The sequence below is a fragment of the Saccharothrix deserti genome (assembly GCF_009769385.1).
Lineage (GTDB): Bacteria > Actinomycetota > Actinomycetes > Mycobacteriales > Pseudonocardiaceae > Actinosynnema > Actinosynnema deserti.
Genome location: NZ_VKAB01000032.1, coordinates 35,395 through 48,523, shown reverse-complemented (window position 1 = coordinate 48,523; position 13,129 = coordinate 35,395). Strand labels below are relative to the sequence as shown.

The window sequence follows — 13,129 nt, the reverse complement described above, 5'->3', positions numbered from 1 at the left end:
GCCCTCCATCTCGTCCTTTGAGACACCCGGAGGAGCCATGGCCCGGACCCGCGTGCCCGAGCGGACGTTGCTGCCCAGCGACGAACCGCTGTCGCTGCTGCGCAAGGACGGCTCGCCGGTGGACGACTCGCCGCTGGCCATGCCCGACGACGACGTGCTGGTCGAGCTGCACCGGCGGATGGTCGTCGGCCGCCGCTTCGACACCCAGGCCACCGCGCTGACCAGGCAGGGCAGGCTGGCGGTCTACCCGTCGTCACGCGGCCAGGAGGCGTGCGAGGTGGGCTCGGTGCTCGCGCTGCGCCCCGACGACTGGCTGTTCCCGACCTACCGCGACTGCGTCGCCCTGGTGACGCGGGGCGTCGACCCGGCCGAGACGTTGACCCTGCTCCAAGGCGGCTGGCACCTCGGCTACGACCCGTACGAGCACCGCGTCGGCCCCCAGTGCACCCCGCTGGCCACGAACACCCTGCACGCCGTCGGCTTCGCGCACGCGGCGCGGTTGAAGGGCGAGGACACGGCGGCGCTGGTGCTGCTCGGTGACGGCGCGACGTCCGAGGGTGACACGCACGAGGCGCTGAACTTCGCCGGCGTGTGGAAGGCACCGGTGGTGTTCCTGGTGCAGAACAACGGTTACGCGATCAGCGTGCCCATGTCCAAGCAGAACGCCGCGCCGTCGCTGGCGCACAAGGGCATCGGGTACGGCGTGCCGTCGGTGCTGGTGGACGGCAACGACGTGGCCGCCGTGTACGCGGTGGTGCGCGAGGCGGTCTTGTCGGGCGGGCCGACGTTGATCGAGGCGCTGACCTACCGGATCGAGGCGCACACCAACGCCGACGACGCCACCCGCTACCGCACGTCCGACGAGGTGGCGGCGTGGCTGGACCGGGACCCGGTCGACCGGCTGGAGGCGTACCTGGTCTCGCGGGGGCTGCTGGACAACGCGCGCCGTGCGGCGGTGGCGGCCGAGGCGGAGGAGTTCGCGGCGTCCGTGCGGGCGAAGATGAACGCCGACGTCGTGCCGTCGCCGGACGACCTGTTCGAGCACGTCTACGCGTCCACGCCCCGCCACCTGCGGGAACAGGCCGCTGCGCTGCGGGAGGAACTGGCATGAGCGCGGTGTCCACCGGGGTCTCCGCTGTCTCCATGGCGGGAGCGTTGAACCGGGCGTTGGCCGACGCGTTGGCCGCCGACCCGAGCGTGCTGGTGTTCGGTGAGGACGTCGGAGCGCTCGGCGGTGTGTTCCGGGTGACCGACGGGCTCGCGTCGCGGTTCGGCGAGCAGCGGGTGTTCGACACGCCGCTGGCCGAGTCCGGCATCGTCGGGACCGCCATCGGCATGGCGATGAACGGCCTGCGGCCCGTGGTGGAGATGCAGTTCGACGCGTTCGCCTACCCGGCGTTCGAGCAGATCACCAGCCACCTGGCCAAGCTCCGCAACCGCACGCGCGGGCGGGTGTCGCTGCCGGTGGTGATCCGGGTGCCGTACGGCGGCGGGATCGGCGGGGTCGAGCACCACTGCGACTCGTCGGAGGCGTACTACACGCACACGCCGGGGCTGCGGGTCGTCACGCCCGGTACGCCGGATGACGCGTACCGGTTGTTGCGCGACTCGATCGATTCGCCGGATCCGGTGATCTTCCTGGAGCCGAAGCGGCGGTACTGGGCGAAGGGTGAGCTTTCGGTCGACTCGGTCGACTCGGTCGACTCGGTCGACTCGAGGGACTCGATCGGGTTCGACCGGGCGTTGGTGCGGCGTGCCGGGCGGGACGTCACGTTGATCGCGTACGGGCCGATGGTCGCGACCGCGTTGGAGACGGCCGAGGCGGCGGTGGAGGAGGGCTGGGACGTCGAGGTCGTGGACCTGCGGTCGTTGTCGCCGTTCGACGACGAGACGGTGTGCGCGTCGGTCCGCCGCACCGGGCGCGCGGTGGTCGTGCACGAGGCGTCCGGGTTCGGCGGGTACGGCGCGGAGGTCGTCGCCCGGGTGACCGAGCGGTGCTTCCACCACCTGCACGCGCCGGTGCTGCGGGTGACCGGGTTCGACATCCCCTACCCGCCGCCGAAGCTGGAGGAACACCACCTGCCGAGTGTCGACCGCATTCTGGATGCAATCGCCCGGCTCCAGTGGGACGACGAGGTCGTGGGGAGCTACGGTGCCTGACTTCCGGCTGCCCGATCTGGGCGAGGGGTTGACCGAGGGCGAGATCGTCACCTGGCTGGTGTCGGTCGGGGACCACGTGTCCATCGACCAGCCGGTGGTCGAGGTGGAGACGGCGAAGGCCGTGGTCGAGGTGCCGTGCCCGTTCGAGGGTGTGGTGAGCGCGCGGTTCGGCGAGCCGGGGGAGAAGCTGGCCGTGGGCTCCGTGCTGTTGTCGGTCGGTGCTCCCGAGAGCGAGTCCTCCGGCAACGTCCTGATCGGCTACGGCACATCGGACACCCCACGCCGCCGTCGCCGCCCCCGTGAGTCCTCCGTTCAGATTGCGAGTGTCCTACCTTCGGAACACCTGAGTTCAACACTCGGGCATCCCGCTCCCGCCGAGATTCCGGCCGCCCGCACCGCTGCGGTCGGTGCGGCACCCGCTGTCATCTCGCCCCTGGTGCGGCAGTTGGCGCGGGAGAACGGACTGCCGCTCGACCGCATCGACGGCACCGGACCCGGCGGCGTGATCCGGCGCGCCGACGTGGAGCGCGAGTTGGCCGCCCGCGCCGCATCGACCCCCGATCCAGCCCTGGCCCCCGCTCCGGCCCCGGCCGCTGGTGCCGGTCGACGCATCCCGTTGCGCGGCCTGCGCGGCGCGGTGGCGGAGAAGCTGAGCACGTCACGTCGGGAGATCCCCGAGGCGACCGTGTGGGTGGACGTCGACGCCACCGACTTCCTCGCCGCACGTGCCGCGATGCCGTCGGTGTCGCTGCTCGCGCTGCTGGCCCGGTTCACCGTGCTGGGCCTGAAGAAGTTCCCCGAGCTGAACTCGCGGGTCGAGGGCGACGAGATCGTGGTCCTCGACCAGGTGCACCTCGGCTTCGCCGCCCAGACCGACCGCGGGCTGGTCGTGCCGGTCATCCGGGACGCGCAGTCCCTGACCACCGCCGAACTCGCGTCCGCCATCGCCGCCCACACCGCGTCCGCCCGCGAAGGCAAACTGGCGCCCACCGCGATGACCGGCGGCACGTTCACGGTCAACAACTACGGCGTGTTCGGCGTCGACGGCTCGGCCGCGATCATCAACCACCCGGAGGCCGCGATCCTCGGCATCGGCCGCATCATCGACCGGCCGTGGGTGGTGGACGGGCAGCTCGCGGTGCGCAAGGTCGCGCAGCTGACCCTGGCCTTCGACCACCGGGTGTGCGACGGCGGCACGGCGGGCGGGTTCCTGCGGTTCGTCGCCGACTGCGTCGAATCGCCGATCACCGCCCTGGCCGATCTCTAGATTTGGCCGGGTGACCTTCGACAGCGCGACGCGGCAGTGGCGGGAATGGCAGCAGAGCCCGTGGGGACGGCTGCGCTACACGCAGGCGGAAGCCAACCTCGCCCGCCACCTGCCGTCCACGCCGTCGAAGGTGCTCGACCTGGCCGGTGGTGACGGGGCGGACGCGCTCCGGTTGGCCCGGCGCGGTCACCACGTGACCGTGGTCGACCAGTCCACGGAGATGCTGGCCGAAGCCGAGCGCTCGTTCGCCTCGGAGGGCCTGCCGGTCCGGCTGGTGCGGGCCGACCTGGCCGAGCTGCCCGAGGACGTGCGCGGTGAGTACGACGTGGTGCTCGTGCACAACGTCATCCAGTACCTGGCCGATCCGGCCGCGGCCCTGCGCACGGCCGTCTCGCTCGTCGCACCGGGCGGCGTGCTGTCGGTGATCGCGATCAACCGGCACTCCGAGCCGTTGCGGAAAGCGACCCTGGGCCTCGACCCGGCCGGCGCGCTGGCGGCGTTGGACACCGACCAGGCGCGCACGCACACGTTCGACACGACGCTCACCCAGTACACGGCCGACCAGGTCGTCGGGTGGCTCGACGGCTGCGCGGTCCTCGGCCACTACGGCATCTGCGCGGTCACCGGCTACATCGCCGACAACTCCCGCAAGCACGACCCGGCGTTCTTCGCCGACCTCGAACGCCTGGAACTGGCGTTGGCCGACCGCATGCCGTACCCGCTGATCGCCCGCTTCTTCCACGTCGTCGCCGGCCGGTGAGCCGGTTCGCGGAACTCGCACGACGGCTGCGCGGGTTTCTCGTAGATTGATCGGCGTGATCAAGCCCGACTACCCCATTCGGACCCGGCGCCTGACCCTGCGCCCGTTCACCCTCGACGACCACGCCGCGCTGCACTCGTGGCAGTCACGGCCGGACGTCGTGCGTTACCTCTACGGCGAGGCCCGCACCCCCGAGGAGACCAGCGAGCGCCTGGCCCGGGGCATGGCGGTGACGTGGCCGGAGAAGGAAGGCGACCACCTCGCGCTGGCCGTGGAGAAGGACGGCGAGGTCATCGGCGAAACGGTGCTCAAGTACCTCAACGAGGCGCACCGCCAAGGCGAGATCGGCTACACCTTCCACCCCGACCACCACGGCAACGGGTACGCCACCGAAGCCGCCGCCGCCATGATCGAACTCGGCTTCGCCAACCTCGGTCTGCACCGCATCGTGGCGTCGTGCGACGCGTTCAACGAGCCGTCGTGGCGGGTGATGGAACGGCTCGGCATGCGCCGTGAAGCCCACTTCAAGCACAACGAGATCTTCAAGGGCGCGTGGGGCGAGGAGTTGATCTACGCGATCCTGGAGGACGAGTGGCCCGGGATGGCGGACACCCCGTGGGGGCCGGTCGGCGGATGACGGCGCGATGATCCACCCCGACGCGCGGCACGATGTGAACCCCTAGGGTCGGCGGGCCCGGCGGATCTCCGGGCGTCCCAACGCGTGCACGGCGGACAACGCGAGTGCTGCCAAGAGCACGAGCATCGTCCACGACACCGGACCTCGACACCGAGGGTGTCGAGGTCCGGCTCTTCACCGCGTACTACAGCCCGGCCGGTGACTGGACCCGCCACGGCATGATCGGCTCCATGTCGAGTCGACTGGTCTGGTACGTCAGCTACGGGTCGAACATGAACGCCGAGCGGTTCGCCTGCTACCTCGCCCGCCGCACGCCGTTCTGGACCGCGGCCGACATCGAGGTCCTGATCAGTCCTTCGCCGTCACCGCGTTGAGGTTCCCGTCGGCCCCGGCGACGCACGACGCCTCCCGCTCCGACGTGGCCAGGAACTCCGTCATGCACCGACCGAACTGCTCGTACCCCCGGTCGTTGGGGTGGAACGACTCCTGCAGCGCGTGCCGCGCCCGCGCCTCGTCGCGCAGGCCGTCGAAGTCGACCGTGAGCCGGGTGAACCACTCGTCCTCGGGCTTCTGCCCACCCATGCACGCCTCGCGCTTCTCACCCGCCCGGGACAGGTCGAGGAACCGGGCGTCCACGGCCTTCGCCGCCGAACGCAGGCCGTCCGACAGCTGCTCGACCGCCTCGTCCCGCACCCACTCCAGGTCACCCGTGCGCAGCGGACAGCCCGCCAGGTTCTGCAGGTCGAACGGGAGCCCCGGCGCGACCGGCGCGGCGTAGGACTGGAGGACCAGCGTGTACGAGCGGGGCGTGTAGCCCTCGTCCTGCAACACCCGGCGGATGTCGCGCAGCGCCCGTTCCACCTTGGGCGCCATCCGCTCGACCCTGGCCTTCCACTCGTCGGCCATCGCGGTGGCGCAGTCGGCACGGCGTTCGATCCACGCCCGCAGGCACGCGCCCAGCACGTCGGCGAACCGCGGGTCGTCGTTCGCGCCCACCGCGACCACGACCACCGACACCCGGTACTCGCGCGCGATCGCCGCCAGTTGCCTGGCCTGCGAGCCCTCCGTGTTGCGGACCTGGTCGGTGATGCCGACCTGCTCCGAGTTCGCACCCGAACAGGCCAGGTTGAACACCTTGTCCACGCCCGCGACCCGCGTCTTGTGCACCGAGGCCTTCAACGACCGGTGGCACCAGTTGCCGTTCTCGCCGTCCGTGCCCGGCTCGTACGTGCCCGCGCCCTCACCGGACATGGTGCTGTCGCCGAGGGCCACGATCGCGCGCGGCGCGTCGCGTTTGGGACCCGGCAGTGCCGGGTACGGCGAGTCGCTGACCAGCACCAACAGGGCGAACAGCGAGAAGGCCAGGGCGACGGCTACGGATCGGCGCAACATCGACGCCTATCCTACGGAGATCCGCCCGCCGCTGAGCGCCAACGTGCGATCCGCCGCGCGGTGCACCTCATCGTGGTGCGTGGCGATCAGCACGGCCGCGCCCTCGTCTGCCGCCCGGCGCAACACCCGAACCGCCGTCGGCGCGCTGTGCCGGTCGAGGTGCGCGGTGGGCTCGTCCGCCAGCAGCACCTCCGGTGACCCGACCACGGCACGCGCCAACGCCGCCCGCTGCTGCTGCCCGAACGACACCTCGGCGGGATACCGGTCGGCCAGCTCCCCGATGCCCAGCTCCTCCAGCAGTTCGGCCACCCGGCCCAGGTCGCCGCCGGTGCGGCCGAGCCGGATGGGCAGCGCCACGTTCTCCGCCAACGTCAGCTCACCGGCCAGGCCCAGCGCCTGCGGCAGCAGCGCGCACACCTTCCACGACGGCGCCGACGTCAGCACCTCGCCGCCCAACTCCACCGTGCCCGCGTCGGCCCGGTCGAACCCGGCCAGGACGGTGAGCAGCGCGCTCTTGCCCGATCCCGACGGGCCGGACAGCGTCACCAGCTCACCGGCCGCCACCTCCAGGTCCACCCCGCGCAGCACGTGCACCGGACCGCCGGCGTGCCGGAACGTCCGCTCGATCCCGGTCGCCCGCAACGCCACCGCCCGCAACCCTGCCGCCCGCAACCCCGCCGTTCGTGCCGCCGTCATGCCGCCAACGCTCCGTTCCGCAGGTCGAACCGGGTGTGCGCCAACGCGATCAGCCTCGGGTCGTGCGAGGCGGCGACCACCGGCACACCGCGCCGAGCCAGGTCGGCCAACGTCTCCAGCACCAGGTCGGCGGAGGCCGCGTCCAACTGCGACGTCGGCTCGTCGGCCAGCACGACCGTCGCCTGCCGCGCCAACGCGCACCCGAACGCCAGCCGCTGCTGCTGCCCGCCGGACATCGCCGACACCTTCCACGTGGCCGTGCCCGGCAACCCCAACTGCTCCAACAGCTCCTCGACCCGCGCGACCCGTCCCGCCGCCTGCGCGGCCGCCCTGAGGTTGTCGCCCACGTCCAGGTGCCCGATCAGGTTGTCCCCCGGGTTCTGGAACACCAACGCGATCTCCCGCCGCCGCAGCTTCCGCCGTGCCCGGGACGACAACCGCGCCGTCCCCATGCCGCGCAACTCCACCCCACCCGTAGTAGGCCGCTCCACCAGGCTCAGCACCCGCAGCAACGTCGACTTGCCCGACCCGGACGGCCCCGCCAGCACGGTCATGCCCGACGCGGGCACGTCCAGCGTCACGCCCGACACCGCCGTCACCGCCCCGGCGGGCGTGCGGTACTCCACACCCACCTCGCGCAGGCGCAACACGTGCTCAACCACGGATCAACTCCCCGATTCTCGCCGAACGCACCGCGCGCACCGCGATCCACGCCGCCACCAGCACCACCAGCGCGCTCCCCACCACCGTCGTCACCAGCAGCGGCAGGGCGTTGGGGACTTCCGGGGCCGGGAGGAGACGTGGTGCGGGATCGAGTTCGGGCACGGTGAAGGCGCTGCTCACCGCGCTCGCGGACAACCCGACGACGACCGCCGCGCCGGTCAGCGCGCCCAGCTCCAGCAGGTGGCTGCGCAGCATCGCGGCCGGACCCAGGCCCATCCGGGTGCTGAACGCGCCGGACAGCGCGTTCTGCCGCCGCCGCACCTCGACCGCCAGCAGCAGCGCGATCGCCGCCACCACGGCGAGCACCGCGCCGAGGGCCGTGACGAACCCGAACGTCCACCGGATCGTCAGGAACGGCAGGCCCTGCACCGCTTTCGACTTCTCGCCGACGTTGCGGAACTTCACGCCGGCCGTGGACAACGCCCCGGTCAGCTCGCCCAGCGGCTTGCGCGTCCAGACGTACCAGGAGCCGACGTCGTCCCGGTCCTCGATCCGGTCGACCGGCACCACCCAGCCGGACCGGCCGAGCTTCGGGAACGTCGGCACCCACGCCGACGGGTTCACCGGCGGCAGGCCCGGCAACCGGACTTCGCGGCGCGGCGCGGTGCCGACCCGCAGCGGCTCGTTCAGCAGCGCCGGGTCGATCTCGAACGGGAACGCGCCGTCGCGGAACGTCTTCGGGTCCACCACCAGGGCGGTGCGGCCGTGCAGTTCGACGTAGCCCACGATGGTGGAGTCGCCGCGCAGCGCTTCCGGCAGTTCGGTGGTCTCCGGTTTGATCTGGGCGTAGCTGTTCGTGCCCGTGTACATGCCGGACTTCACCTCCAGCGCGGTCTTCTGCGACCCCGCGATGGCGGTGCCGACCGCGATGGTGCCGACGGCCAGCACACCCACCAGCAGCACACCGGTCACCGGCCCGGCCGCCGCCGCGAGCCTGCGGACGGCCAACTGCGCGGCCGGTTTGGACCAGAACCTCGCGCGGTGCGACGCGGCCAGAGCCCAACGCGCCAGCCGGGCCGTCAGCAACGCCGCGGTGAGCACGACGAGCAGCGGGAACGCCAGGGCGGCGGCGTCGATGCGCGGCAGCCCGCCGATCTTCGTCGTGGTGGCCAGGCCGCTGTTCTGCACCCGGTTCCACGCCCACACCGCGAGCGCGGCGGTGGCCAACTCCCACGGCAGGGCGGTCAGCACCTTGCGCAGCCGGTTACCGCGCTGCGCGACCTGGAACATCCGGTGCGTGCGCAGCGCGCCGGTGGCGAACGTGACCGAGATGCTCAGCACCACCGCCACCAGCACGGCCAGCGCCGCTGTCGACCCGGTGCCCGGTGGCACGATCTCCGACGGCGCGTACACGGGCAGCAGCAGCCGGGCCGTGCCCAACCCGGCCGCGCCGCCGATCACCAGCGGCAGGCCCAGTTCCAGCACACCGCGTCCACCGAGCGCGAACGGGCCGGAGCCGCGCACCCAGAGCAGCCGCAGTTCCTGCTGCCGTCGTTGTGCCCATTGGACGGTCACCGTGGCCACGCCCGCCAGGCCGATGAGCAGGCTGATCAGGGTGAGGGGCAGGACGGCGGAGCGCACGTTCCGCGCGGTCTGCCTGGCGTTCTCCACCGGCAGGACCAGCGGCGACACCTTGCGGTTGAACATGTCCTCGATCGGGCGGATGCGCGCGGTGCCCTCGGCGAGCAGGGCCGCGGCCTCGTCGACCGTGCGCGGCGCCTCGGCGGGGAAGCGCACGGTGATGTCGGTCGGCCCGGCGGCCTCGGGCGGCAGCGCGGCGAACGACTCGGCGCTGGGCATCCACACGACGGCGGTCGCGAGTTCGTCGCGGTCGAGCACGTTGGGCACGACGAAGTGGCGTTCCGAGCACCACCACGCGGGCAGCGGGTCGAGCACGTCGGCGTAGACCGCGGTGACCGGCGGCAGCCGTCCGCCCATGCCGCGCTCGCCCAGTCGCAGGTCGGTGGTGACGGCGATGCTCTGCGGCACCCAGAGGCCGTCCTTCGAGCCGCCTTGCAGCACCTTCAGGTGGTCGGTGGCGCCCGGCCGGTAGCCGAACTTGGCCACGGTCGGCATACCTCCGAAGTCGACGCGCTTCTCGCGGGTGTAGGTGCCGATCAACGGCGGCTTGTCCGTCACCGCCGCGGTGATCTCCTGGACCCCCTTGGCGACGTACTCGTGCGGGACGTCCGCGGCCTCCAGCGACGGGTGCAGCGCCTCCGCGCACAACTGGTCCTGCTGGTAGTCGATCGCGGCGCTGCCGGAGGCGGCCGAGTGCATCACGGCGGCGGCCACGACGAAGCTGAGCAACAGCGCGGTGACCAGGCTGACCAACAACGTCAACGGGCTCGAGAGGGCAGCGCGGGGTGCGGTTCTCCACGGGATCTGCACCAGCGAACGGTAACCGCGGGTTCGTCAACGCAGGAGGCATTTCATGAACACCGTTCACGCTCCGGACAACGTCCTGACAACGTGACCGTTGTCCGAAAACGCGCCGTTCGGGCCGGACAACCGCCGAACCCGCCCGACTCCACCGCCCGACTCCACCGCCCGACTCCACCGCCCGACTTCACTGCTCGACTTCACCTCCCGCGACCGGTCTTCTCCTGCAACCGGTCGATGAGCTGCGAGGCCTCGACCTTGGTCAGCCCCTCGGGGACCTCCTCGCCCGCCTCCTGCGCCAACGTGTGCAAGTAGGACTCCTGCGGGCCGGTCATCGGCTCGTCGCCCGTCGTCCAGTCCTGTGGGTCCTTCTCGGGGTTCCTGTTCACCTCTTCCTCCCTTCGGCGAACGCCCGTTCGAGATACCCGTTCGGACGGTCGGTCAACCACCTCCCGGCCTTGACGGGCCGCCACATGGTCTAGTCCAATTTCCGCCACTTGGAGGCCTGTCCGGGTCCGGCCTGTCACAGTCGGGGAAACAGGACCTGCGGTTGGGGCAGCTGACCCGTGAGCGAGATGCACTGCCCGGAGATCCGCGCGGCCAACGCCGGCAGGAACGGCGTGAGCTGCGTGGCCAGGACGCGGCACGCCGTCAGCAGAGCCGCGATGACGGCGTCGAGCCGCCTGCCCGCCACGACGTCACCGCCGCGTTCGGCGCGGGCCAGCTCCCACGGTCGCACCTGCTCGATGTAGCGGTTGGCCTCCTCCACGATCCGCCACACCGCCGCCGTCGCCCGCCTGAAGTCGAAATCGGTGAGGGCTTCGTGGACGAGGTCCGGCGCGTCCCGGCACGCCGCGGCCAGCGGCTCCGCGCCCGCGTCCACACCGGCGCCGACGGGTGGTCGCCCGTCGCGGTAGCGGTGGACGATGACGGTGACCCGGTTGACGAGGTTGCCCAGGCCGTTGGCCAGGTCGTCGTTCGCGCGGGCGACGAGCCGGGCGACGGTGAAATCGGCGTCGCCCACGCGCGGCACCTCGCGCAGCAGCCACCACCGCACCGCGTCGGACCCGTACCGGTCGGCCAGCGCGATCGGGTCGACCACGGCACCGGCGGACTTGCTGATCTTGCGGCCGTCGGTGGTGAGGTAGTCGTGGACGAGGATGTCGGTCGGCAGCGGCTCGCCGGCGGACAGCAGCATGGCCAGCCAGTACACCGCGTGGAAGCGCACCACGCCCTTGCCGATCACGTGCACGCGCCGTTCGCTCTGCACCCACCAGCGCCGGTAGTTCGAGCCGTCCGTGCCGTAGCCGAGGCTGGTGATGTAGTTGCCCAGCGCGTCCCACCACACGTAGATCACCTGATCGGGGTCGCCCGGAACGGGGATGCCCCAGCCGTGGGCGCGGGTGCGTGACCGGGAGATGCTGAAGTCCCGCAAACCGGAGGCGATGAAACCGAGGACTTCGTTGCGGCGTGCGGCGGGCTCGATCCGGACCGTGCCGTTGCTGATCAGGTCATGGAGTTGTGCCGCGTAACGGGAGAGGCGGAAGAACCAGTTCTCCTCGGCCACGAGCTGCGGCTCGACGTCGTGCTCGGGACATTTGCCGTCCACCAGTTCGGCGGGCGTGTAGAACTGCTCGCAGCCCACGCAGTACAGGCCCTCGTAGTGCGTGCGGTAGAGGTCGCCGGCGTCCGCGCAGGCCCGCCAGAGCCGTTCGACGCCGGTCCGGTGTCTGTTGTCGCGACTGGTGCGGATGAAATCGGAGAACGACAACGCCAGCGGGTCGCGCAACGCCGCGAACGCCGCCGCGTTGCGGTCGACCAGCTCCTCGGTCGACAGCCCTTCCGCCTCGGCGGCCAGCACGTTCTTCAGCGAGTTGTCGTCGGTGCCGGTCAGGAACCGCACCCGGTCACCGCGCAGCCGGTGGTGCCGGGCCAGCACGTCGGCCTGCACGATCTCCAGCGCGAAACCCAGGTGCGGGCGCGCGTTGACGTACGGGATGGCGGTGGTCACGTAGAACCGCGACATCGGAACCTCCAGGTGCGGGGGCTCCCAGCCGGTCTGAGGCCCCGTGGGTGAGGGGCCTCGGACGTTCGTCACCCGTCCAGCATCGGCAGCCCCGCGTGGCGGGGTGCCATGACCTGGAACGACGGGGGCATGGCGGCGACGCTAGCAGCGCCGCCGCCGACCCGCGCCTGGTTTTCCCGGCGTTCTCCGCGGTGTCGCCGTTGCTGTTGCCTAGCAGCCGATGCGGTCGGCGCCCAACGCGATGTCGTCCAGCCAGATGTCGTAGCTGCCCTCGTTCGGCTGGTAGAGCTGCCAGCCGAGCTTGACCGTGTCGAACTTCGGGAACAGGAAGTCGACCTGGTTGCCGCCGTGCTCACGGGTGGAGACGGTCAGGTCCGGGTTGGGCACGCCGTCGAACCACAGCGTGATCCGGTTGTCGGAGGCGTCCATCCGCCACTCGACGCACTGCCACACGCCCGCCTTCGACGGCGCCGACTCGCGCCAGTTCGTCCAGTCGCCGGTCGGGCCGCCGTCCGCGCCGACACCCCACAGCGCCTTGTCCAGCGTGGGCACGTACTGGCCGCCCAGCGGGCGCACGATCTCCGGGCCGGCGCCGGTGGCCTCGATCAGCGTGTAGTGCGCCCAGTCCGGCTCGGTCGGGAACGCCTCGACCTTCACCCGGACCCGGCCGTAGAAGCTGTTGCCCGGTGCGGCGAAGTCGTCCACCTTGAGGAACGCCCGGCCGTTGCCCTCGGCCCGCACGTGCAGCACCTTCTGCCCGCGCCGGTCGCGTTCGACCTCCAGCGAGCCGTTCTTGGTGTCGACGCCCCACTTCAGGCTGGTGCCCGCGCCGGTGGGCACGTTCTGGAAGTCCTCGCAGAACAGCAGGCCGGGCGTGCAGGTCTTCAGCAGCCGTTGGTCGGCCGGGCCGGAGGCCGCCGCCACCGGGAGGGCGACGACCGACAGCAGAACGGCGAGTACCGCCGAGGACAACCGTTTCCGCACGGGTGAACTCCTTCTGCGCTGAGGGAGTAGCGGGAAGCTACCTACTCTGGGAACGCTCCCATACCCTCGCCCGGCGCAAAAGTCTCGATCCACTAGGTGTTT

The 13,129-nt window shown here is 71.4% G+C and carries 13 protein-coding genes; 6 read left to right on the top strand and 7 right to left on the bottom strand.

The features are described 5' to 3' along the window. Positions 1–37 precede the first annotated feature (37 nt). The 6 genes from pdhA to FM051_RS37585 all read left to right on the top strand — a co-directional run bounded on the left by pdhA (position 38) and on the right by FM051_RS37585 (position 5,198). On the top strand, positions 38–1,111 hold the full coding sequence (gene pdhA / locus FM051_RS37610) for a pyruvate dehydrogenase (acetyl-transferring) E1 component subunit alpha (protein WP_158851818.1): 1,074 nt from the start codon (positions 38–40) through the stop codon (positions 1,109–1,111). After that, positions 1,108–2,160, top strand: a complete 1,053-nt coding sequence (locus tag FM051_RS37605; protein ID WP_158851816.1) for an alpha-ketoacid dehydrogenase subunit beta — start codon at positions 1,108–1,110, stop codon at positions 2,158–2,160. Before pdhA ends, FM051_RS37605 begins: the two co-directional genes overlap by 4 nt. Then, a complete protein-coding gene (locus FM051_RS37600; protein ID WP_158851814.1) occupies positions 2,153–3,427 on the top strand; it encodes a dihydrolipoamide acetyltransferase family protein in 1,275 nt (424 codons plus the stop codon). The genes FM051_RS37605 and FM051_RS37600 overlap by 8 nt, the downstream gene beginning before the upstream one ends. Positions 3,428–3,437: 10 nt before the next feature. Further along, on the top strand, positions 3,438–4,187 hold the full coding sequence (locus FM051_RS37595) for a methyltransferase domain-containing protein (RefSeq protein ID WP_158851812.1): 750 nt from the start codon (positions 3,438–3,440) through the stop codon (positions 4,185–4,187). 55 nt (positions 4,188–4,242) lie between these two features. Then, positions 4,243–4,824 (top strand): GNAT family N-acetyltransferase, encoded by a 582-nt coding sequence (locus FM051_RS37590; RefSeq protein WP_162470774.1) that lies wholly within the window; start codon positions 4,243–4,245, stop codon positions 4,822–4,824. A 104-nt stretch (positions 4,825–4,928) separates the two neighbouring features. Continuing rightward, positions 4,929–5,198 (top strand): hypothetical protein, encoded by a 270-nt coding sequence (locus FM051_RS37585; protein WP_158851808.1) that lies wholly within the window; start codon positions 4,929–4,931, stop codon positions 5,196–5,198. Here FM051_RS37585 and FM051_RS37580 read toward each other — a convergent pair. The 7 genes from FM051_RS37580 to FM051_RS37550 form a co-directional block, all read right to left on the bottom strand. Next, complete coding sequence (locus tag FM051_RS37580; protein ID WP_158851806.1) at positions 5,173–6,216, bottom strand: GDSL-type esterase/lipase family protein; 1,044 nt, start codon at positions 6,214–6,216, stop codon at positions 5,173–5,175. The genes FM051_RS37585 and FM051_RS37580 overlap by 26 nt on opposite strands. Positions 6,217–6,222: 6 nt before the next feature. Continuing rightward, the gene (locus tag FM051_RS37575) at positions 6,223–6,912 is read right to left on the bottom strand and encodes an ABC transporter ATP-binding protein (protein WP_158851804.1); all 690 of its coding nucleotides are present in this window, start codon (positions 6,910–6,912) and stop codon (positions 6,223–6,225) included. Further along, entirely contained in the window at positions 6,909–7,574 is a 666-nt protein-coding gene (locus tag FM051_RS37570; RefSeq protein ID WP_162470773.1) for an ABC transporter ATP-binding protein, read from the bottom strand. Before FM051_RS37570 ends, FM051_RS37575 begins: the two co-directional genes overlap by 4 nt. After that, positions 7,567–10,026, bottom strand: a complete 2,460-nt coding sequence (locus FM051_RS37565) for an ABC transporter permease (RefSeq protein ID WP_158851802.1) — start codon at positions 10,024–10,026, stop codon at positions 7,567–7,569. The genes FM051_RS37570 and FM051_RS37565 overlap by 8 nt, the downstream gene beginning before the upstream one ends. Positions 10,027–10,217: 191 nt before the next feature. Next, complete coding sequence (locus FM051_RS37560) at positions 10,218–10,406, bottom strand: DUF3072 domain-containing protein (protein ID WP_158851800.1); 189 nt, start codon at positions 10,404–10,406, stop codon at positions 10,218–10,220. 134 nt (positions 10,407–10,540) lie between these two features. Beyond that, the gene (metG, locus tag FM051_RS37555) at positions 10,541–12,043 is read right to left on the bottom strand and encodes a methionine--tRNA ligase (RefSeq protein ID WP_158851798.1); all 1,503 of its coding nucleotides are present in this window, start codon (positions 12,041–12,043) and stop codon (positions 10,541–10,543) included. A gap of 210 nt (positions 12,044–12,253) precedes the next feature. Next, on the bottom strand, positions 12,254–13,027 hold the full coding sequence (locus FM051_RS37550) for a hypothetical protein (protein ID WP_158851796.1): 774 nt from the start codon (positions 13,025–13,027) through the stop codon (positions 12,254–12,256). Positions 13,028–13,129: the final 102 nt, after the last annotated feature.